The organism is Lactiplantibacillus plajomi, assembly GCF_005405405.1.
GTDB classification, from domain to species: domain Bacteria; phylum Bacillota; class Bacilli; order Lactobacillales; family Lactobacillaceae; genus Lactiplantibacillus; species Lactiplantibacillus plajomi.
The window spans coordinates 1-21,731 of sequence record NZ_BJDZ01000035.1 but is presented as its reverse complement, the minus strand read 5'-3'; the positions used below and the strand labels follow the sequence as shown (position 1 = coordinate 21,731).

18 protein-coding genes and 1 tRNA gene are annotated in these 21,731 nt (G+C 47.4%); 12 read left to right on the top strand and 7 right to left on the bottom strand.

Annotated features, from left to right (window positions below):
* Positions 1-10 precede the first annotated feature (10 nt).
* The 4 genes from FFM82_RS12105 (at position 11) to FFM82_RS12090 (ending at position 4,867) form a co-directional block, all read left to right on the top strand.
* Entirely contained in the window at positions 11-2,032 is a 2,022-nt protein-coding gene (locus FFM82_RS12105) for a CDP-glycerol glycerophosphotransferase family protein (protein ID WP_137646066.1), read from the top strand.
* Between the two features lie 498 nt (positions 2,033-2,530).
* Entirely contained in the window at positions 2,531-2,839 is a 309-nt protein-coding gene (locus tag FFM82_RS12100; RefSeq protein ID WP_137646065.1) for a hypothetical protein, read from the top strand.
* Between the two features lie 62 nt (positions 2,840-2,901).
* Positions 2,902-3,312: a hypothetical protein gene (locus tag FFM82_RS12095; protein ID WP_137646064.1), complete on the top strand. Its 411-nt coding sequence runs from the start codon at positions 2,902-2,904 to the stop codon at positions 3,310-3,312.
* A gap of 64 nt (positions 3,313-3,376) precedes the next feature.
* On the top strand, positions 3,377-4,867 hold the full coding sequence (locus tag FFM82_RS12090; protein WP_137646063.1) for a DUF6056 family protein: 1,491 nt from the start codon (positions 3,377-3,379) through the stop codon (positions 4,865-4,867).
* Positions 4,868-4,928: 61 nt separating this feature from the next.
* Here FFM82_RS12090 and glpK read toward each other — a convergent pair whose 3' ends face one another.
* A complete protein-coding gene (gene glpK, locus FFM82_RS12085; RefSeq protein WP_137646062.1) occupies positions 4,929-6,440 on the bottom strand; it encodes a glycerol kinase GlpK in 1,512 nt (503 codons plus the stop codon).
* Positions 6,441-6,762: 322 nt separating this feature from the next.
* On the opposite strand from glpK, the gene FFM82_RS12080 reads away from it, so the two are divergent.
* The 4 genes from FFM82_RS12080 (at position 6,763) to FFM82_RS12065 (ending at position 8,715) form a co-directional block, all read left to right on the top strand.
* Positions 6,763-7,548, top strand: a complete 786-nt coding sequence (locus FFM82_RS12080; protein WP_137646061.1) for a hypothetical protein — start codon at positions 6,763-6,765, stop codon at positions 7,546-7,548.
* Positions 7,549-7,645: 97 nt separating this feature from the next.
* Positions 7,646-7,717: transfer RNA gene (locus FFM82_RS12075), tRNA-Asn, on the top strand.
* A 222-nt stretch (positions 7,718-7,939) separates the two neighbouring features.
* Positions 7,940-8,362 (top strand): transcriptional regulator Spx, encoded by a 423-nt coding sequence (gene spx / locus FFM82_RS12070; protein ID WP_137646060.1) that lies wholly within the window; start codon positions 7,940-7,942, stop codon positions 8,360-8,362.
* Positions 8,363-8,493: 131 nt separating this feature from the next.
* A complete protein-coding gene (locus FFM82_RS12065; protein ID WP_225425705.1) occupies positions 8,494-8,715 on the top strand; it encodes a hypothetical protein in 222 nt (73 codons plus the stop codon).
* Between the two features lie 58 nt (positions 8,716-8,773).
* Here FFM82_RS12065 and ppx read toward each other — a convergent pair whose 3' ends face one another.
* The 4 genes from ppx to FFM82_RS12045 form a co-directional block, all read right to left on the bottom strand.
* On the bottom strand, positions 8,774-9,727 hold the full coding sequence (ppx, locus tag FFM82_RS12060) for an exopolyphosphatase (protein WP_137646059.1): 954 nt from the start codon (positions 9,725-9,727) through the stop codon (positions 8,774-8,776).
* A gap of 1 nt (position 9,728) precedes the next feature.
* Positions 9,729-11,885 carry an RNA degradosome polyphosphate kinase gene (locus tag FFM82_RS12055; protein WP_137646058.1) on the bottom strand — a complete coding sequence of 719 codons (2,157 nt, stop codon included), beginning with the start codon at positions 11,883-11,885 and terminating at the stop codon, positions 9,729-9,731.
* A gap of 1 nt (position 11,886) precedes the next feature.
* Positions 11,887-13,416, bottom strand: a complete 1,530-nt coding sequence (locus FFM82_RS12050; RefSeq protein WP_137646057.1) for a Ppx/GppA phosphatase family protein — start codon at positions 13,414-13,416, stop codon at positions 11,887-11,889.
* A 185-nt stretch (positions 13,417-13,601) separates the two neighbouring features.
* On the bottom strand, positions 13,602-14,411 hold the full coding sequence (locus FFM82_RS12045; RefSeq protein WP_137646056.1) for a LicD family protein: 810 nt from the start codon (positions 14,409-14,411) through the stop codon (positions 13,602-13,604).
* 170 nt (positions 14,412-14,581) lie between these two features.
* Here FFM82_RS12045 and FFM82_RS12040 point away from each other — a divergent pair, with 170 nt between their 5' ends.
* Entirely contained in the window at positions 14,582-15,061 is a 480-nt protein-coding gene (locus FFM82_RS12040; protein ID WP_225425704.1) for a MarR family winged helix-turn-helix transcriptional regulator, read from the top strand.
* A 27-nt stretch (positions 15,062-15,088) separates the two neighbouring features.
* Here FFM82_RS12040 and FFM82_RS12035 read toward each other — a convergent pair whose 3' ends face one another.
* Positions 15,089-15,250, bottom strand: a complete 162-nt coding sequence (locus tag FFM82_RS12035) for a hypothetical protein (RefSeq protein ID WP_137646055.1) — start codon at positions 15,248-15,250, stop codon at positions 15,089-15,091.
* Positions 15,251-15,482: 232 nt separating this feature from the next.
* Between FFM82_RS12035 and FFM82_RS12030 the strand changes: the two genes are divergently transcribed.
* On the top strand, positions 15,483-16,790 hold the full coding sequence (locus FFM82_RS12030) for an NCS2 family permease (RefSeq protein ID WP_137646054.1): 1,308 nt from the start codon (positions 15,483-15,485) through the stop codon (positions 16,788-16,790).
* 139 nt (positions 16,791-16,929) lie between these two features.
* Here the strand turns inward: FFM82_RS12030 and FFM82_RS12025 are convergent, their stop codons facing one another.
* On the bottom strand, positions 16,930-17,835 hold the full coding sequence (locus FFM82_RS12025) for a proline-specific peptidase family protein (RefSeq protein WP_137646053.1): 906 nt from the start codon (positions 17,833-17,835) through the stop codon (positions 16,930-16,932).
* A gap of 319 nt (positions 17,836-18,154) precedes the next feature.
* Here FFM82_RS12025 and FFM82_RS12020 point away from each other — a divergent pair, with 319 nt between their 5' ends.
* The gene (locus FFM82_RS12020) at positions 18,155-19,144 is read left to right on the top strand and encodes a biotin--[acetyl-CoA-carboxylase] ligase (protein WP_137646052.1); all 990 of its coding nucleotides are present in this window, start codon (positions 18,155-18,157) and stop codon (positions 19,142-19,144) included.
* A 338-nt stretch (positions 19,145-19,482) separates the two neighbouring features.
* Positions 19,483-21,462, top strand: coding sequence for an acyltransferase family protein (locus tag FFM82_RS12015; RefSeq protein ID WP_137646051.1), 1,980 nt, complete (start codon positions 19,483-19,485; stop codon positions 21,460-21,462).
* The last annotated feature ends 269 nt before the right edge of the window (positions 21,463-21,731 follow it).

Genomic DNA, 21,731 nt, shown 5'->3' with positions numbered 1-21,731 from the left:
GGGGTGACTTGTGCGAGCGATTTTATCAGGCGTTCACCCGAAGCAGGGTGGGCAACAGTCGTTAGAACTTGAATTGATTGACGTCCCCTATGCCGTCACTGACTTAGCCATGATCTTTATGGAAAAAAACGCGTTGGCGACGTTCAACGTGCCTATTCACCGGGGGGTTCGCAATAACATGTTAAAGGTACGGGTCGATATGCAATCCTTTACCTTTGAACACCGTGGACAGAGCGATTTTTCTTGGGAGATGTACTTTGCCTTTAACGTCGATCATCAGCCTTATTTACTCCAAGTTGAGAGTGAGTATGTTTCTGGTCGCCACCAGTTGACATTATCCAGTTACTTTGAGATTAATTCGGATGATGAGGAGCACGCCCTCCTGGATGTGCACACGAATCAGAACGTGGACGATTTTAGTATTACCAGTATTAATCTAACCCAGGGCGGACTAACGGTGACCGGGCACGATACGATCAATGGTCAACGGTTGGGTCAGCAAACGCTGATTTTAAAAGACCAAGCCAGTGGTGAGCAGGTTGAGTACGCAGATACGGTCAATCTTTTGCACGGTTTATTTGCGATTACCATACCAGTTGACCAATTAAATGCCGGCCATTTTTACGACTTACGAATTGAATATCATTTTCAGGGCCAGTTAGTTGACCAGCGGGTAATTTGGACCCGGGCGTTGGCTGGACAAAATGATGTTCAACCGCAAAGTAACGGTCAAACGGTCAAGATTCAGGCGACACCGACTAGTGGGGTGGTCATTAGTGTGTTGCCACCACTGCCCCTCACTGCCAAGGTAGCGGCGCTAGGTAGCAAGGCGGGTCGGGTTAGGAATAAAGTCCGGCAACTAAATACAAAAGTCAACAACCGCTACATGCGCTGGTTATTTAAACGTAACCATAGACCGTTTGAAACAACGACCATTATTTTTGAGAGTTTTGGCGGCCGCCAAGTTAGTGACAGTCCGTTAGCGATTTATCGGCTCTTTAAAAGGTTATACCCCGGTTTTCAGCTGATCTGGTCGGTTGACCGGTCGGCCGTCGCTGCATGTAAGGCCAACGGGATTCCGTACGTGGTGCGTCGAACCGCTAAGTGGGTCCGGACGCTCGAAAAGGCTCGCTTTTGGATTAGTAACGCCCGCTTTCCGGCCTGGGTGAAGAAACCAAAATCTGTGACTTATATTCAAACGTGGCACGGGACGCCGCTGAAAAAGTTAGGTCTCGATATCGAGAACGTGACGATGCCGGGGACCAATACGGCGGCTTATCACCGTAACTTCGTTAACGAAGCGAACCGCTGGGACGCACTGGTCAGCCCCAACGACTACTCAACGCAAATTTTTCGCTCGGCTTTTGGCTTTAATAACCAAATTTTAAAAGTGGGTTACCCGCGTAACGACGAGTTAATTAACGCGAGTGCTGATGATATTACGGCGCTCAAGCAAAAGTTAAACATTCCGCTCGATAAAAAGGTAGTGCTATATGCACCGACTTATCGGGATAATCAGTTTGCTGAGAAGGGTAAGTATACCTTTGAATTACCCTTTGACTTAGACCAGTTTAAAGCGCAGTTTGGCACTGATACCGTCCTGATTTTACGAATGCACTATTTAATTTCAAACGCCTTGGATATCAGTGGGTACGGGGACTTCGTGTACGACCTATCGAGCTACCCGAATATTTCTGATTTATATTTGGTTTCTGATTTACTGATTACGGACTACTCCAGTGTCTTTTTCGATTACGCCTACTTAAAGCGCCCAATCCTGTTCTACCCGTATGACTATCACTTGTATAAGGACGAATTACGGGGCTTCTACTTGGATTACGAAAAGGATCTGCCGGGTGAAATCGCACATGACGAGGCGACCTTGCTCAAAGATATCGAGCTGTACTTACAACGACCGGATATGAGTGCGGATCCGAAGTTCCAGAAATTTTACGATCGTTTTTGTTCGATTAACGATGGTTTGGCAGCTTGGAAAGTGGTTAACTACGTTGTTCATCAAATCGAACAATAACAATGTGAATAGTTTAATTATAAATATTGCTTTTTGAAATCAAATTAAATTGTGTGTGGCCAATCCGGATTACGTGATAAGCGTTATGGATTGACCGCTTTTTTAATTAACCGAAAAACGTGTTATTGGGGATTAGACAGCGTTATCGCACGGAAAGTTATGCGACACCCGCGAGCTTTTAGTAAAAGTATGATGATTTTTATGGATTTAAATATTAATTATTAGTTGTTGTTGACAACGCTTACAATTTCGATTATCCTTAGTTTGTAAGGTATTTAGTTACCTTCTAATCAATTCTCTTTCTCTCTTATGCCGACCACTATCCTTGGATAGTGGTTTTTTTATGTTAAGTGTGAGACCAAGGCGGCTGACTTTTTGGCGCACGTTTCGATGGCTGTCGCCCGAATTTATTAGGGCTATTTTGGGATGAAAATGCCGGCTTGTTTTGACAGTACCCTAATCAGCCGGCTATACTATCAATTGAAGTGAGGGATTGAGTTGAAAAATCATGAAGTGTTAACGTTAATTCAAGAAATTACCCGTAATGACGGGACGGCTTACATGGAAATTGGCAATATGTTAATGAATGGCCGGGCAGAATTGGCCGCTGAACGCGGCTTTATTAAAGAAGTGCGGATTTTACAATTAAACATTCCGCATTCTACCCACGTTGCCAAGTACGAAGCCTACGTCAATGAAACGTTCACAATTCCGGATGAGTCAATGGATCATTGGGAAGAGTGGCGCAAGACGCCGGAAATGCAAGAAGAAGTTAATTTAATTTTGAAAGAAAATCACGTTGGTTAAGTTTCGAGGGGTGGTCAAGGTTGGCCACCTCGTTTTTATGTTCAAAGAAAGCGCGGTATCTAGTGGATAAACAATTACAATATTTCATTCAGAATCATTTTCAGACGCGTTTTCGCTTTCGCAATGCATTTGAATCTAGACTAACGTTTGCCATTCTAAGGATTCTGATCAAGGAACACCCCGAAAGTTTATTGTTAACAAAGTCGGAGATTGAGCAATTGGCAGGCATAAAGTTGGAAGCACCGGTATTGATTAGAGAGTACTTTCCACAACGTTCAGTTGTAATTTTATTAACAGCGTTAGACGAGTTGATCACGCTGAATTTACAAGAACAATCGCTACACGGCCAAATCCGCTACCCATTATTTCAGAGCGTCCAATTAGACGAGCGATTACAGGAGCTAGTTTTAAACCTGAATGTCAAAGCGCTACCGCAACTAACGCGGTGGTCGGTTGATCTAAAAGGCTGGTAGGCTGATTAAGAATAGTTTTATATTAAAAATATTGGTTTAGTAACCAATGGAGGAGCGTTTGAGATTGAGTAAAAGTCGTAGTTTTGAATTAAGACGGTTACGCTTAGTAATCGGATTTGTTTTTATATTTTTCTTTGTGTTAGGAATAGTCACACCACTAACGGGGGATGATTGGACTTGGGGGTCACAAATTGGACTGAACCGCTTGGCGAACGGTTATGTGGGTTACAACGGACGCCTTTTAAGTAATACACTCGAGATTCTTATTACTAGGGTGGCGATTATTCGTATATCGTTATTTGCAATTGTTTGTACGTTATTAGTTTACTTAACAGTCCGGGTAGCTGTAGCACAATCTGCTCGGCCTTGGCATTATTTGCTGGCCGGGGGCCTCTTTATGAGTATTTCTACAGCAGTTTATGCGCAATCATTTGGATGGTTCGCCGGCTTTATTAACTATGTATTTGGAATGGTATTAATTTTATGTTACTTGGGATGGTTGCAAAGTGCCTCACGTCCTGTTCACTGGAGCGGCTGGGTCGCTTTATTTATATTAGGATTGGCATCAGCGTTAATTATTGAACACGTAACGTTTTACTTAGTTCTATTAAGTTTAGGCGCTAGTATTTATTTCAGACGTTCGCCAGCCAAGCAGCGCGTTAATTTTAGCTATTTGACTGGGCTTTTGATTGGCAGCGTGTTGATGTTTAGCAACCCAGTTTACGTTCAAATTTTTAGTGGTCATAATTCGTTAAGGCATACGGCACAAAATGGTGTCTTACAACAGGCGTTGACGATGTACACTAACCAAATGGCCAAGTACGTTTTCCAACAGAATGGGATTCTGTTATTTTTGCTTTGCTCGGGCCTAATTTTATTGGCCTACCAAACTGGGCGTGGTAACCAGCTGATAAAGGGGTTAATTAGTTTCCTGCTATTAGCTTACGCCGGCTTTGCTGCTTTCATTCGGAACTTTTTCCCCGCAGCCAATTTCGATCTTGTTCGAATTAACCAGTTGTTAGCAGTCGCCAGTGTCGTTTTTATTATTGCCCTAGTTGTTTTAATTACGGGTTATTTAGATAATGTTCAGTTAAAGCGACGTTTATGGCTTTACATTATTTCGGCGCTGCTGTTATCTGCACCTTTTGTAGTTATTACGCCGTACGGTCCTAGGTGCGCTTTTAACACGATTACTTTTATGATTATCGCGACGGTGGATGTTATTAACGTGGCCGTACAACAAAAAGCATTGCCTGTTAACGCAACTAGTTGGTTTAAGCTATTTGGTACATTTAGTATGATGCTTATTTTAGTTGCAATGGTATTTAATGGTTTTGTTAATCAGTCACGGCCGGCTAGCATAAAAAAACAGTTAACGGCCGGCAACAACATCGTCTATGTTCGCAAATTACCGTTTGAACAATTTTTATGGGATAGCTCTCCGCGGACGACGCGTTTTCAATACACAATGTATAAACGTCGGATGGGCATCAGCACTGAGCAAAAACTCGTATTTGTGCCGTATGACCAGTGGTATAAAATTAAAAATCGATAATTAAAAGAGCGTTACTTGATCAACTTTTTTGTTGAAAAGTAACGCTCTTTTTTTAAACTCGTTAATCTGAATACGGTTCATGCTTAAACAACTGGGCTGCCTTAACGGCCGTTTGCCAGCCGGCGTAAAGGTTATCGCGTTCGGCCGCACCCATTTGGGGTTTGAAAATATCACCAACTTGGTGGGTCGCCTTGATTTCGTCGAGGTCCTTCCAATAACCCACAGCGAGACCGGCGAGCAGGGCGGCACCGAGGGCCGTGGTTTCGAGGTCCGCTGCCCGGTTAATCTGGACGTTTGAGATGTCGGCTTGGAATTGCATGAGCCAGTCGTTACGGGCGGCACCGCCGTCAACCATCAAAATCGGCATCTTGATTTGGGCGTCCCGCTTCATCGTATCGATGACGTCGCGTGATTGGTACGCGAGCGACTGTAAGGTTGCTTTAACGAAGTCGGCCTTGGTCGACCCACGGGTGAGACCAAAAACCGTTCCGCGGGCGTCGGAATCCCAGTATGGCGCACCGAGACCGGTGAACGCCGGCACAACGTAGACTTCGTTGTGGTTATGGGAAGCCCTGGCTAAGTCTTCCGATTCGGGCGCTGAATCAACCAACTGCATGCCGTCACGCAGCCATTGAATTGCGGAACCGGCGACGAAGATCGACCCTTCGAGGGCGTAGTAGACGTGGCCGTCGATGCCGTAAGCAATTGTCGTTAACAGGTTGTGGTCGGAGAGCTGTGGCTGTTCACCGATGTTCATAACGGTAAAGGCACCGGTGCCGTAAGTGTTCTTGACCATCCCGGGTTCGAAGGCCATCTGACCGAAGAGAGCGGCCTGTTGATCACCGGCCATTCCGCTAATTGGAACGTTACAGTTGAAGAACAGGTAATCCCGGGTCGTACCGTAAATCTCTGAGTTGGAACGGACTTCCGGTAACATGATTTTTGGAATGTTGAGAAGGTCCAAAATCGTCTGGTCCCATTCCAGCGTGTGGATGTTAAATAGCATCGTTCGGCTGGCATTGGTATAGTCGGTGACGTGGGTCACGCCGCCACTTAGTTTCCAAACTAACCAGGTGTCGATCGTCCCGAATAATAATTCGCCGTGTTCGGCACGGGCCTGAGCACCGTCAACGTGGTCCAAAATCCAGCGAATTTTGGTGGCTGAAAAGTAGGCGTCGGTCACTAGGCCGGTTCGCTGGTGAATCATTTCACCGGCACCGTTTTCAACTAACTGGTCAGCTAACGGGGCAGTTTGTCGCGATTGCCAAACGATGGCGTTATAAATGGGTTCGCCGGTCTTTTTATCCCACACAACCGTCGTTTCACGCTGGTTCGTAATCCCGATCGCTTCGATTTGTGTCGGTAGGATCCCAGACTGAATCAGGACGTCGGCAATGGTTGAAGAAACTGCGTTCCAAATTTCGTTCGCGTTGTGCTCGACCCAACCGGGTTGCGGGAAATATTGGGGAAATTCGCGTTGGGAATCCGCAAGTTTTTGGCCCGCGTGGTCAAAGATGATGGCCCGGGTACTGGTGGTCCCTTCATCAATGGCCAGGATGTATTTAGCAGGCATAGTTTTGTCCTCCAAGATTATCATATTTTTTCGATTGCATTATGAATTGATATTAGCACGATTGCCAAAATTTGTGAATAAATATAAGAAGATAAATAAATGGTCGCTGGGACGACCACCGGCAAGAATGCCTTAAAATATTTTAGACCAATTACTGATTTTTGGAAAGGCTTACATTGTTGTTAAACTACAAAGCAAGGATTATAAAACGTTTGGCGGGTGTTCAAACTAAGGTGCGTCTTTATTTGATAAATAGACCAATCGGCATATAATGGGAACTCAATCAAGTTACAATCGCCGCTTTTCCAAGGGAGGTTCCACTATGCAAAGAATCAAATTATTTTTAAAAGGCTCTGCCGCGGAAACGGCGTGGCTTAACCACCAGGCCGCCAATGGCTACCAGCTGACTGCCGTTCATGGACTTAGCTATCAATTTCAGCCGGCTCAAAACGTCCGTTCACTAGAAGCCGAATATTTGCCGCCGGAAGTTTTGCAAGAAATGCAGACCGTCTTTCAACCGCTGACGACCTATACGTTTAATGATGACCGAATGGCAGTGGCTTACGTGGAAACGCCCGCGGCTAAGCGGGTAGTGACGGACGACGATCATTACCGGCTGGCTGTTTATCGTCGAGCCCGCGAAGTGGCGTTAAACTGGATGAATGGAGCCGTGATTGGTAGTTGGCTGTTAATGTGTTTGGGGTTGTTTGCTGGTGCTAAGCTGGCGGCCGCACCGGTCATTACGGCACTGTTATGGAGCCTATTTGCTGCCGGTGCAGTGACCATCTTGCTAGCCATTATCATTGGTGGGACGGCGGCGATGCGTTTTCACCGGCAAGTGAAGCGGCTGATTCGGTTGACTGGTGAAGACGATGGCACGTGGAAGCCGACCTTCCACGTTATTTTTAAGCACCAGTCGCAGGCACCGGATACGGAGCCGTGGGCTGAGCTTGGTAGTTGGCGGATGGCGATGCAAAATCAGCACGGCGATTACTACTATAATTTAAAGACGACGCTCAACGAAAATGAAATTAGAACGGCACTTGCAAAAATGGTAAATCAAAAAGATTTTGCTGTGATGTCGTGGCTAGGACTTTACCCACTTTAGGATTCCGAGATAATTAATTATGTGAAATTAATTAGCGAAAAACTTAAAAAAGATTGTAATTATGTCTGAATGCGTGTATAAATACAGACATAGTAATTGCCCGGTAGTTCAGCGGTAGAATAATTGACTGTTAATCAAGAGGTCGCTGGTTCGATCCCAGCCCGGGCAGTTGAATAGTAGCGGTACGCCTGAATTGGGCTACCGCTTTTGGTGGTTACTGGGTTTTAACGACGCGGAATAGTTCACTGGGAGATGATTCGTCACGGAAACGTCACAAAGATTTCAAGAAAAACCTTCTGGCAAATCTTGACTATTCTTGACTAATCACGTATACTTACTATATAAAAGTAAGTGATAACATCACTCGCTGTAAACTTAGGAGGAATTCATCGTGACAGTAAACTTATATTATTCAACATCTAGCAAGTCTAGCCGTAGTGCGCGGGCATGGTTGGTTGAAAACAACATTCCTTTCAATGAACGCGATATTATTGCTAACCCTCTAGATCGCGATGAATTGAAACAAATCCTCCGGCTCACTGAAAATGGCTTCGAGGACATTGTTTCAACGCGTTCTAAGGCTTTCAAAGCATTGCATATCGAATTGGCTGACCTCGGGTTTAACCAATTATTAGACTTACTCGTCGAAAAACCACAACTATTAAAACGGCCGATTATTTATGATGGTCGGCGCTTACAGATCGGTTACAACGAAGAAGATATCCGGGCATTCTTACCCCGTTCGGTACGGAAGTCGGAATTACGCGAAATTCAACAAAAGTTATACGATGATGATCAACAAGCGGTTGGTTAAGCTTCGGTAATTAACTAAAAGTGGTGTCCAGTAATTGGGCACCACTTTTTATTAGAAAAGGGCGAATCGTTTGGTAAAACGGCGCGGATTCCGTACAATAAAATCAGTTAACAACGTGAGGGGAGTAATGAATGATGAGTGAAACCGACCAAGCAACGTGGGCCGTTAACGCGCTCAAGGCGTTACGGACTACGGATCAGCAGGTGACGATTGACGGGATTATTAAGGTGATTGAAGACCAACAGGCTGAAATTGAGAGTCTACGCGGTGCGATGGAAGGGCAGTTATGGAGTCCAACTAGTTGGCATCAGGACCAGTTAGCCCAGCACCACCCGGATTCGCAGGCAAAGTAACAAACATATGGTACGAAAAAAGCTGTCAGATTTCTGACAGCTTTTTTTCGTGTGGGTCCTACTCGCTAACCTTATTGCTTTGAGCGGCTAACGTGGTTAAATGTTCGAAAAGGATGCCTTCACGCAAGCCGTTTTGTGAGAAGACCATCCGATCGGAATCTAGAAACCGCATGAGGGTGATGGCCGGAATCATACCGCCAACGATAATGTCGGCGCGTTCTTTGGCCAGCCCAGGGATGTTAGCGCGACCGGTCGCGTCCTGATCAATGACCTGGTTGAAGGTCTCGTAAATTGCGGTGTCACGCAAGCGGTAACCGTGGGTATCTTCAAAGTTCAAGAACTTATTTTTCCGGCGGTTAATTTTAGCTAACGTTCGGTTACTCCCGCCGAGGCAAACGATGGGCAGGTTGAGACCGTTGCGTAACCACCAGACGCTATTGAAAAGTTTATCCACGAAGGTCATGGTTTTAAATAGCTGGCTAGCACTGACCCGGTCATTTAACTGGAATTTTTCGGTGAGGAAGACCGCACCAATTGGTAAACTGACGAGTTCCTTAGCCTGACCGTTAACAATCAGAACCAGCTCACAACTACCGCCGCCGGTGTCCATCATCACGCAGTTAGTGGTTGGTAAGGTGTTCACCACGCCTAGGTAGTCGTAGTACGCCTCGGTAGTGCCCGGAATGACTTCGATCGTCAACCCGAGTTCGTTTTTGACCCGCTTTAAGAATTTCTTTTGGTTGCTAGCTTTGCGGGTCGCGGCGGTGGCCACGGCCGTGATCGTTAGGTTAGGAAGTTGCTCGTAAACCTGCTTGAAGCCGGCCAAGGCGGCCAGTGTCCGGTCGATGGCTGCCGGTTGTAAGGTTGGCGGCGTGGTTTCGTCTTCGTTTTCGGAAAGCCGGACCATTTCCTTTAAGCGGTGGGTCACCGCGTAGCTGCCATCGTCTTGAATCTGGGTGATGGTCATCCGGCAGGAGTTCGAGCCCAAGTCGATGACTGCAAAATTTTCCATACTAATCTTCCTTCCCGTCACGTGTTAGCGGATTCGGTTCGTTTTTCGGGCTCATCATTGGGATGAACTGGTGACTGTTACTGGTTGGTTGGCTTTCACCGTGGTCGGCCTTGACCGCCGTTTCGGCTTCGTGAATAAAGTAAGCTTGCGAATCTAGCGGTTCTAAGCCACGGCCGTCGACCTTGACGTACTGGTCGTCGGGCTGTAGGATCCGCGTTTTGACGTTATCCTGCCACATCGTGTCAAAAATATGCATGGCGCGCTGACTAATATCCGGTTGTAGCAGTGGGAAAAGCAATTCTACCCGCCGGTTGAGGTTACGGGTCATCATATCGGCACTTGAAAGGTAAATTTGCGGTTCGCCGTCGTTACTAAAGTAGTAAATCCGACTGTGCTCCAATAACCGCCCGATAATCGAGTGGACTTCGATGTTATCGGAGATACCGTCAATTCCGGTCTTCAAGCAACAAATGCCACGTACAATTAACTGGATCTTGACCCCGGCGTGGGACGCCTCGTATAACTTCGCAATAATTTGTGGGTCGGATAACGAGTTCATTTTCATCCGCACAAGGGACGGTTTGCCCGCCTTGGCAATGGCAATTTCATCGTCCAACTTTTCGTTAATAAAGTCGCGAATGCCGTCCGGTGAAATGTGCAGCTTATGGAAGTAGGGTGGTTCCGAGTAGCCGGACAACATGTTGAAAATGTTCGACGCGTCGATTCCCATGTCAGTGTCAGCGGTAAATAAGCCCATATCGGTGTAAAAGTGGGCGGTAACGTCGTTGTAGTTCCCGGTCCCCATGTGCATGTAGCGCTTAATTCCTTCGTTTTCACGACGAACGACCAGTGCCAACTTGCAGTGGGTCTTCAAACCGATCAGGCCGTAGATTACGTGACAACCCATCTCTTCCAGTTTCTTCGCCCAGTGGACGTTGTTCTCCTCATCGAAACGGGCCTTAACTTCGACCAGCACCGTAACCTGTTTACCGTTTTGAGCGGCCTGGCCTAAGTATTTGATAATCGGCGAATCAGCTGACACTCGGTACAACGTCATCTTAATGGCTAGGACGTCCTCGTCTTCGGCGGCTTCGTGGATGAAGTCGACGACCGGCTTGAATTCGTCGTACGGGTACTGCATCAAAATGTCGTGATCTTTGATCAGATCAAAAATCGAGCGGTCGCGGTAAACGGCGGGGTAGTATGCGTGATACTTCTGATAATTCAGGTCGTCGTGGCCGCTAACGGCTTTAACTAACTTGGATAAGAACGTTAAGTTGAGGGGGCCGTTGATGACGTACAGATCGTTTTCGTCGGTACCGAGGGCTTTTGATAAGCGCGTCCGTTGGTGCTTACTCATGCTCTTTTCGACTTCTAACCGCATGACCTTTCCGCGTTCCCGCATTTTAAGTTGTTTTTGCACCTCTTTAAGAAGGTCGGAAGTGTCTTCTTCGGCGACGTCGAGATCCAAGTCACGCATGACCCGGTAAGCACTCGCTTCCTTCACGGTGTAGTTGATGAAGAGTGAGCCAACGAAGGCTTTGATAATTTCTTCAATCAAAATGAACTGGTTCGGTGCGCCCGGTAAGGTCACGACCCGCGGGAAAACGTCGGGAACTTGCACGGTAGCAAACTTGCGGTCCTTCTTATCACCGTTCTTGTAGATCCGTAACGCAATGTTTAAGGTGTTGTTGCCAATGAACGGGAACGGCCGCGACGAATCGTCAGCCATCGGGGTCAGTGCCGGGTAGAGTTCGTCGTCGAAGTAATTCTTAACGAAGGTCCGCTGCTCTTCGTTCAAATCTGCCATGCTCAATAAGTGGATATCGTGCTGTTCAAGCAGTGGTAGTAGTGAGCGGTTGAGCGTATTATACTGCCGCTTGACCATTTCGTGAGCCTTAGCACTAATTGCCTGGACCTGCTGTTCCGGTGTGTAACCGGCCGGGTCGGGCTTGGTGTACTTGACCGACATTAGTTTACGTAGCGAGGCAACCCGAACGGTAAAAAACTCGTCCAGGTTACTTTGGGTAATGCCTAGGAAACGGACCCGTTCCAATAACGGGTTATCTTTATCGCGAGCTTCTTCCAAGACGCGGTAGTTGAAGTCGAGCCAGCTCAGTTCGCGATTGGTGTAATAACTTTGTTTACGATAATTCATCTTAACGAACCCCCCGTAATTTGATCACTGGTGTCAAACCAAAAACTTCTTTGAAGAATTCGGCTTTTTGTGAGAAGACCCAATTTTCTAAGAATAGGTCGTCGTGCGCGAAGCAGGTAATGATGACCTTGGGATTCTTAATGGAAACGGAGATCTTGCTGATTTTTTGTTTGCGACCATCGTCTAACGCGTCCGCAATTCGTAAGATTGCGGAGAGTTTAGAAACCAGCACGCGTTGTTCAACTTGCATGTGTTCGAAGTGCTTAAGGTCTTTCGACGGGGTCTGCGCACTATGGTAGCGTGAGATCATTGCAATTGTCTTCTTTTCTGCGTCGGTCAGACCGGTCAGTTCGGTCGCGCGCAGAATGTAGTCGGAGTGCATGTAGTGCTGATGCGGATCAATGTAACTACCGACGTCATGGACGATGGCGGCCACCTGGAGCAGCAACCGTTCGCGCTTACCCAGTTGGTGGAGCGGCTTAAGCTGATCAAACAGGTGGAGTGAGAACTTGGTTACCAAATCGCGGTGCTTTGGTTCAACGTTGTAGCGGTCGGCGATGTTTTTAGCAGCGGTCACGATTTGGTCATTGAAATTATACTTCTTATAACCTAACTTAACCGCTTCCTGAATAATTAACCCGTCCAGGGCGGTCACGTTCCCCAACCAGATCTTTTGGGCGTTAGTCAGCCGCAGCAGCTCGTTGATCAGTAATAATTCTGGCACGATTAAGCGGACGTCGGCCTCGTCCACGGCATACTTATCCATTAAGTACTGGTCGGACGCGTCGATCACGTCGTCGTAGAGTGCCTGGAAGTCAGCCTTGCTGAGTTCTTCGACGCCGGCTTGCGATTGTTGTTGACGAAAGAGGTTCGAAAACGGTGCGACGCCTAACATGACAACGTTACTCGGGGCTTCCCGCCGTGCGGGTAGGAAGCGCCCAAAGTCGGCGATTTGACTGGAAATGTAATCATCCAGCACTTCAACGTAGTTCGGTACGCTGGACTGCAGGTCTTCGAGCACTTCGGCGATTCGGACCGGTCCTAGGCGCAGGCTGCGTGAAAAAATAAAGTTATCCTGATCATAATGCGAAATTCCGACGCTACCGGAGTTAATCCCAAGCAGGTAGGTCGGTTCCTGAATCATCTGTTTAAAACGCGGAAAGTGCACCGCGACCGCGGCGGACCGTAAGTAGGTTTCCTGACTACTGGACAGCCAATTGATTTTTAAGCCGGTCCGCACTAGTAATTGATCCTGAACGTAGTCCGCGTTATTGGCGGTGGATAACGACCACGATCCCCATAATCGGTGGCCGGCCACGCCGTAATCGTTCATGATCTGTACAAAACCGGTTAGGGCGGACGCCGCTTGTTCGACCGAATCGTAGTTGATCGTGTGCTGGTCATAGATGTCTTCACCCAACGCAACGTCGGAACGGACCCGCTCAACTTGTTTGAGCGTCCGTAAGTTAACGATCGATAGTTCAATGCTTTGAACGTTGATCATCATAATACCAAATAGTTTTACTGCCATAGTGATCCCCCATTTTTTGAATGCTGGTTCATCGTAAGTCTTGCTACCTTAATTTTATCATAGCTTGGGATTGGTTAACACGAAACCCGCTAAGGAGAACGGTTTAGTTTACACACCATTTTGAACTGGTCTACTAAAAAAGGTGGTTCGCCGTCCACGTGGAACGCCGAACCACGTGTCGTTGTCTATAAGATTTCGTGATTGTTAATAATTAGTTTATTTAAATGTTTGCTGACCCGTTCACTTTCTGGTGGCAGCTGATGGTAGTCACCGTACATCCGGGTCAGAATTTGATCATAGGCGCGCGGGACCGGAACTTGTAACGTTTCGAACGGCACGGTGATCAAATCGGTTATCTCCTGGTAGGACAGAATTTCCTTGTCGTAGTCGTATTGTGACGCGAGGTTCTTATACGTCCGCGAATCCGATTGTTCGTAAAGTCGCATGTAGCCTTCGCGGTCAAGTTTATGGTGGTTGACGTCGGCGAGTTGGGCGGCGGTTCGTTTGCCAAGGTGGTGGCGTAACGGCGTTTTAACGAAGTTGTAGTCCAACTTTAGTAGGATTGCCGCGTCTTCTAACCGGAAGTGCATCATCTGAGCGCGCTGGAGTTGCGGGTCACTGGGAATTTTATCGAACGGAAAAATATCGACGAAGACGCCCTTAAACGCGTTATTGACGTTATTCCGTTCTTCGATATACGTGTTGGCGTCCAGTAATTTCATGTAACTCAGCCCATAATCGGGATCACTGGCACCGGTTTGTAAAAAGGTGTCGTTGGGATCTAGGTACGTCGGTGCAACGGCGATGAAACGTTGATAATCGGTCCGCTTCATGCCAACGTCCACGTCGTCGTCCCAGGGAATGAACCCCTGGTGACGGATGGCGCCAAGTAGTGAGCCGCCGATTAGGAAGACCGGAATTTGTTCGGCCGTACAGATGGTGATGATTTTTTGTAACAGCTTTAATTCAACTTGGTGTAACGCAGAAAGTGCCATATCAAAACTCCTTTTGTAAGCGGTCAACTACCTTTATCATACGCTTTGTCACGATTAATTGTTAGGCAAGATGCCTTACGTGCGTTAAATACGGGAAAAGTCGGGGTCAGCGGTGCATACTGGTGTAGAAGAGCGTTTGGCAATTAGTCAATGTTAATGGGGTGACGGTAATGGCAATTGAGAAACGAGAATTGAATCAGTTACTAAGTCGGTATTTTGAAGCGTATCAGGGGAGTGCCCGGGCAATGATTTCACTAGTTGCCTGGCCACTGAGTCAACATAAGTTATCATTCGAACAGTATTTAATTTTGCGGCGGATCGCAACGTCGGACGACGTCACGTTGAACGACATTGCGGTTGAACGGCAGGTGACCCGCAGTGCAATTTCACGGCAAGTTAAGGCTTTACTAAGCCAGCACTACGTTTTTCAGGTACCCGATCCGCAAGATCGACGCCGGTTATACTTACACTTAACGGAACGTGGTCAGCGGGTCGAAACCTTGGTGGATCAGGCTATCAGTCGCCAGTTTGAAATTTGGATGACGGAAATCGGGACGCCGCAGCTTGAACAATTGATCAGCACGTTAAGTGATTTTTCAGAACGGGTCGGCCAGTTGGGACACGACGGGCCGCAATCGGCTGCGCAATAAAAAATCCGGGAGATCTCCCGGATTTTTTTAGTGCTTGAAGAAATTACAATACACGCCTTCGCAGGCTTCTAAAAACATGCCGATTGCCATCAGGTACATCGCTACCATGTTATTCATCGTAAAGACGAAGTAGAGTAAAACGGCGTACAAGATGAGGAAAAAGATAGCACTAACTTTGGAATTTGCCACGTTGATCACGCCTCCCTTGACGAAATTGATCAAACTTTGATAAATCCAATTTAATTTTACCGCAGGACCCGGAAAAATGAAAAAATCACAATAAAATGGAAATCTAATATTTTAGTGTTCGGATATTGCTTTTGTCGATGAACAATGATAGGATTAATTTTGTGATAGGGAACTAAAACACGAACGTTTTTATCTTGGCTATTTCAATTATTTTAATTTTATGGAGGAAATCATGAATAAAATAGCGGCATATTTTAATTTCTCAGAATTGAAAACGTCCATGCGCACCGAAGTGTTAGCCGGACTAACGACTTTCGTTTCGATGGCGTACATCCTGTTCGTTAACCCGAGCGTGCTAGGGGCATCCGGAATGGATAAGGGGGCGGTCTTTACCGCCACCGCTTTGGCTTCGGCCCTTGGTTGTTTGATGATGGGATTGCTGGCAAAGTACCCGATTGCGATTGCACCGGGACTGGGGGTTAACGCCTTCTTTACTTATTCCGTGGTTATCGGGATGGGGATTAAGTGGCAAACCGCTTTAGCCGGCGTGTTCGTTGCCGGTTTGATTTTCATGTTAATTACGGTCTTTAAATTGCGGGAACTAATTATCGATGCCATTCCGCGCGATATGAAACTCGCTATCTCGGCCGGAATCGGGTTCTTCATTGCCTTTATCGGGTTACACGGTGGTGGCCTGATCGTTGCGAATAAGTCAACGGTGGTTGGTCTTGGTTCTTTAACAGTTGGAACGACCTGGCTGACGATTTTTGGTTTGATTGTAACGTTAGTTTTAATGAGTCGTAAGGTTCCGGGTGGGATCTTTATCGGGATGGTCCTGACCTCAATTCTCGGCTTAGTGACTGGCCTGATTAAAATGCCGTCGACCATCGTTTCGGCCGCACCATCCTTGAAACCAACCTTTGGGGTGGCACTTGGCCACATTGGCGACATTAATTCACTTCAACTGATTATCGTTGTTTTAACCTTCTTATTAGTGACGTTCTTTGATACGGCCGGTACCTTAGTTGGGTTAGCCGAACAGGCCGGGTTCATGAAAAATAATAAGATGCCACGAGTGGGTAAGGCTTTAATGGCTGATTCAACTTCAATGTTAGTTGGGTCCGTCTTGGGGACTTCACCAACTTCAGCTTACGTGGAATCTTCTGCCGGGATCGCCGTGGGTGGTCGTTCCGGGATGAGTGCCGTGGTCACTGGAATTCTGTTCTTGCTTGGACTCTTCTTCTCACCATTGTTGAACGTAGTAACGAGTCAAGTGACGGCACCGGCGTTGATCATTGTCGGGGTCTTGATGGCAGAATCCTTGAAGCAGATTAACTGGGAACGGTTTGAAATTGCGGTTCCCGCTTTCTTGACGGTTATCGGGATGCCTTTAACTTACAGTATCTCTGACGGGATCGCCTTAGGGTTCATTACTTACGTGATCACAATGGTGGCCACGAAGCACGCTAAGCAGGTGCACCCGTTGATGTACGTACTGTTCGTCATTTTCATCATTTATCTCTGGATATTAAACGTTTAACGCGAATGATTAACGCCCCCGTGAAACTCGTTCACGGGGGCGCTATCGTTGGTAATAAAAAAATAAAGTTATTGATTTTTAAGTTTGACCGAATACTAATAAGTAACGCCAGCCGAAACCGACTGGCGTTTTGTAATCTTTACTTGTTAAACGTGTCGTTTTCAACGTCCTTAATAAATTGCTTTAAGTGGTCGAAGTAGACCGGGGCATTGTCGATCATGTGGTGGTGACCACCGTTAGGCGTTGTGACTAAGCGCGAATTTGGAATGTCGCGGGCCATCCGGCGAGCAGAAGCAAGTGGCATCGTTTCGTGTTCCCCAAAGGTCAGTAGGGTTGGCACCTTAATGTTATGGATCTGGTCACGAATATCCCATTCCTTTAACTTACCGGTAATCACGAATTCGTTATCACCTTGGAATGCGTTGTAAACCGGGGTCGCCATCGTACTGATAAGGTGCCGAATGGCGGTTGGTTGTTTGCGATCGACGTAGCCGGCGTTTAAAACGTCAACGTATTTCTGGTACTGTGGGTCGTCCCAGTTGCCTTCCGCTTCCTTTTGTTTCATGTAGGCCACGGCATCGGCAGGGAGGGCGTCTTCGCGGACTTTGTTAACGTTCTTAACGTATTCGTCAATGTTGTCGACCATGCTGGAGATGATGGCGCCCTTTAAGTGTTGACCGTATTTGAGCGCGTACATCATGACCAGCGCGCCGCCCCAAGATTGGCCAATCAAGTAGAAGTTATCTAGGCCCAGCTTTTGGCGAACTTCTTCAACTTCATCCAAAAAGTAGTCGTAAGTCAGGTATTTCTTGGCGATTTCCGGGTTCGAGTAGTCCGGTTGGTCGGAGTACCAGGAACCGAGTTGGTCGTACATGGAAACCTGAACGCCTAAGTCGGCGAGTTCTTCACCGAAATTTTCCCAGTATTCGTGATTACCACCGGGGCCACCGTGTAAGCAAAGTAGTTGAATGTCACCCTCACCCTGGGTATTGGTCCATAAATGGTAGCCATTATCCAACGTGATGATCGTCGTTCCTTGTTTCATGTGATCACCTAATTTCTAATTATTTATTCATTATCTTACCACTGGCGCGCGTTGCGGGTCAAAACTATGCTAGCGGTTTTTGGCCGTTGCCGGCGTGTGAGTATTAATAACTTTATAACAAGATAAGGTCCAGGTTTTACCCCTTGCCAGGCTGGGAATAACGGGTTACGCATTTCGATTGACAAACGTTTTCAGATTTGAAAAAATGGATAAACTGATAGTCACAGTAAAATGTAATATTACATTTTTTCTAATCAATTGAAGATAGTTAACCAATATGAAATAATGGGTTAACTAATGTGAAATAGGTGAGAAGAATTTGGCTAATCAGACGGAAGTACTGAGGTTACTCATGGCGGCAGCGCCCAAGTATCAATCTGGCGATCAGCTGGCCACGACGTTAAATATTAGCCGGACGGCCATTTGGAAATTGGTTCGCGGGCTACAAAACGCCGGCTATTCGATTGAAAGTCGCCACGGACGGGGCTACCGCTACGTGGAAAATAATCAGTTGAGTGCGGCGGTCATTGAAGACGGCTTGGATTTGAAACGACCGGTTAAGTTGGTGGTGTTACCCCAAGTTGATTCGACCAACGCGTATTTAAAGCGGCTAGTTGCTGAGCAACCGTTGGCACAGCCCACGGTGGTTATCGCTGATCAACAGACGGCCGGGTACGGGCGGTCGGGACGACCGTTTTATTCTCCGAGTAAGACTGGGATTTATATGAGTATCGGATTACCGATTGGGCCGAGCGAACCGCTGGATGCGGGCTTGCTCACGACCGGAACCGCGGTGGTGGTTGCACAGACGCTGCAACGGTTGTTTGACGTTCCGGTTGAATTAAAATGGGTGAACGATGTGCTGGTCAACCACCATAAAGTGGTCGGCATTATGTCGGAAGGTGTGACCGACTTTGAGAGCGGTCAGATTTCGTCGGTCATCGTTGGCATCGGCATCAACCTGACGACCGCGGCCTTTCCGGAATCAATCCAGTATAAGGCCGGGGCGGTCCTTGATCACCCGACGTCGGTGTCACGAAATCAAGTGATTCGTGAGCTGATCCACCACTTTTTGACGCGTTATCCGGCGTATCGGAGTGGGGCCTTTATGGATGATTATCGTAAGCTGTCGATGGTCATCCATCAGCGGGTGTCGCTTAAAAGTGGGGCGCGGACGTACGACGGTATCGTTGAAGACATTGATGCCGAGGGTGCGTTAGTCGTGCGCTTAGACGACGCCACGGTCCGGCACTTTAATTCCGGTGAGATCACCAAGGTACACTTGTTAACGGGTAAGTATCACGGCTAATAATTGAGTTAGGGTTGAGTTGCAAGATGATAATGACGGTTGAAGCCGGTTAGTATGCTGGCTTAATCAACTCGAATTATTAATAAAAGCCCTTGAATGACGCAATATTTTTTATCAGCGGATTAATGATTGGTGGAACGGGATACCGGTGTTTCCGCCATTAATCCGCCAACAGTGAGGCAATGCTTAACCGCCCTAATGGGTAAAGTGGTTAATAAAAATAATTAAAGAAGATTCAACTTTGCTGGTCAATGCAGTCGGTTACATATTATAGTAAAAGTACTGGAACGCTAGCGGGTTGCGGTTATAATGAAATAATTCAAGGGGAAATTAAAAAAATGAACGAGAATTTGCGGAGTGTCAACATGAGTCGAACGATGTCGCGGATGAACCGCCATCGAATGCGTCCGCGACGTTATATTACCGGATTTGACGGCATCCGGACTTTAGCGGTGTTAGGGGTCATTATTTATCACTTAATGCCAGCTTCCTTACAGGGAGGCTATCTCGGGGTCCCGATATTTTTCGTCGTTTCGGGATACCTGATTACCGACTTGTTACTGCAAGATTGGTTGCAATTCGGACGGATTCGCATCGGGCGATTTTTGGGGCACCGAATGCGGCGGCTGTACCCGGCGTTTGTAACGATGCTATTGGCTACCAGCGCTTATATTACGCTGTTTCAACGGTCACTGTTGACCAATATTCGGGCAACAGTTACGACCAACTTACTGTACGTTTATAACTGGTTTGAAATCAATCACGGCCAGAGTTATTTTGATCGCTTTAACGGCGAATCACCGTTTACCCACCTCTGGTCGCTATCGATCGAAGGGCAGTATTACTTATTCTGGCCACTGGTGGTCGCGTTACTGATGATTCTCTTTAGGAAACGGTCGCGAATTTTTTGGTTCATGTTGGCGATGGCGGCCGTTTCGGCGCTAGGCATGGCGATCTTGTACGACCCTGAAAATACGAACCGGGTCTACTACGGGACCGACACGCGGATGTTTGCCATTTTGCTAGGTTCCGGACTGGCCTTTATCTGGCCGTCACGGGAAATGTCACCGGACATTGCCCCGATTAACCGGTTGACGTTGGACGCCCTCGGAGGGGTCTCACTGGTTGCCATCGTCTGGATGTTCTTCCGGATGGCTGGGACGTCAGCCTTCACTTACCGTGGCGGGATGCTACTGTTCACCCTGTTTTCGACGGTACTGGTCGCAACGGTGGCGCACCCGGGGAGTTCGATGAACCGGATTTTAACCAACCCGGTCTTCACGTACATTGGCCAACGGAGTTACGGCATTTACTTATACCAGTTCCCGGTTATGATCTTTTATGAAACTAAGGTGCACAACATCGGTGATCACCCACTGATTAACAGTCTGATTGAAGTCGCGCTTATTTTGTTAGTAACCGAACTAAGTTACCGCTTCATTGAAGAACCGATGCGGCACTACGATTACAGTCGGTTGTGGATCGACATTCGTGAGTTTGTCCGGGAACCGAAGTTGAACCGGCTGACGACCACGATTTTCGGTATTACGGCGACCCTGTTCTTGATTACGGCGGTTGGTTTCGTTCAACAGCCAAGTAAGACGGCGGCCGCACAAAAGACCGATTTGCAAAAGACGATTGCGAAGAATTCGAAGGACGCCGAAAAGAAAAACGAAGCGGCGTTGAAACGGCAAAAAGCCGCCGCCAAGGCCCGCTCGGCATCGAAAAAAGTGGCGGTTGAAAAAATGAAGACCGCAGCGGCCGAGAAGAAGCTAACGGCCAAGCAGAAGCAAGTGGTGAAGGAGTATGACTTGAAACCGCAAGTCGTCCTCGCCATGCGCGATACCAGCTTAACGGCGATTGGCGACTCGGTTTTGCTTGACGTTGCGAACGACTTGCAAGAAGTGATTCCCGCAACGACCGTTCAAGGTAAGGTCGGCCGCCAAGCGTCCGAAGTGCCCGGAATTTTGCAGAGTCTAAGCCAACAGGGCCAGTTGGCGCATAACGTTCTGTTGAACGTTGGGACGAACGGGGCGGTCCCGAGTTCGCAAGCTGATCAGATCGTTAAAATGGTCGGTAAGGACCACGAAATTTTCTGGGTGACGGCCCACGTGCCAACCCAAAGTTGGCAAAATCAGGTCAACGACCAGATTAAGAAAACGGCCGCGAAGTACAAAAACGTCCACGTTATTGATTGGCATCAGAAGTCACTGAACCGTTCGGACTGGTTTGCAGCCGATAACGTTCACCCGAACCCGGCGGGGAACCGGGAACTGACCAAGTTGATTGCGGATGAGATTGCTAAAGTGAATAATTAAGTCAAACAGAGTGTGACAAAAGTCGCTGAGCTGGTGAGCATAACGGCGTAAGGTGAATAATCCTGGGCTTGGATTGTTGGACTTACGGGGTTAAGCGGAGCCAGCTGACTTTTGGCGCACGTTTCGACTATCAATATTCGGAGAAAAAAGGGCTGTGACTAATGTCACAGCCCTTTTCCTACGATTAGTCAAGCCCGGATAGTGGAAACTTTCCGCCTTGCCGGTTGGTCCTAAAGCGGCTGGAACGTGGTGGACACGACTTTAAGCCA

Bases quoted from the DNA above. Each gene is read 5' to 3' on its own strand.
- ppx (WP_137646059.1), bottom strand. From the start codon at position 9,727: ATGGAAAATTTTGCAGTCATCGACTTGGGCTCGAACTCCTGCCGGATG.
- FFM82_RS12055 (WP_137646058.1), bottom strand. From the start codon at position 11,885: ATGAATTATCGTAAACAAAGTTATTACACCAATCGCGAACTGAGCTGG.
- FFM82_RS12065 (WP_225425705.1), top strand. From the start codon at position 8,494: ATGATGAGTGAAACCGACCAAGCAACGTGGGCCGTTAACGCGCTCAAG.
- FFM82_RS12050 (WP_137646057.1), bottom strand. From the start codon at position 13,416: ATGGCAGTAAAACTATTTGGTATTATGATGATCAACGTTCAAAGCATT.
- FFM82_RS12080 (WP_137646061.1), top strand. From the start codon at position 6,763: ATGCAAAGAATCAAATTATTTTTAAAAGGCTCTGCCGCGGAAACGGCG.
- glpK (WP_137646062.1), bottom strand. From the start codon at position 6,440: ATGCCTGCTAAATACATCCTGGCCATTGATGAAGGGACCACCAGTACC.
- FFM82_RS12030 (WP_137646054.1), top strand. From the start codon at position 15,483: ATGAATAAAATAGCGGCATATTTTAATTTCTCAGAATTGAAAACGTCC.
- FFM82_RS12015 (WP_137646051.1), top strand. From the start codon at position 19,483: ATGAACGAGAATTTGCGGAGTGTCAACATGAGTCGAACGATGTCGCGG.
- FFM82_RS12040 (WP_225425704.1), top strand. From the start codon at position 14,582: ATGGCAATTGAGAAACGAGAATTGAATCAGTTACTAAGTCGGTATTTT.
- FFM82_RS12045 (WP_137646056.1), bottom strand. From the start codon at position 14,411: ATGGCACTTTCTGCGTTACACCAAGTTGAATTAAAGCTGTTACAAAAA.
- FFM82_RS12025 (WP_137646053.1), bottom strand. From the start codon at position 17,835: ATGAAACAAGGAACGACGATCATCACGTTGGATAATGGCTACCATTTA.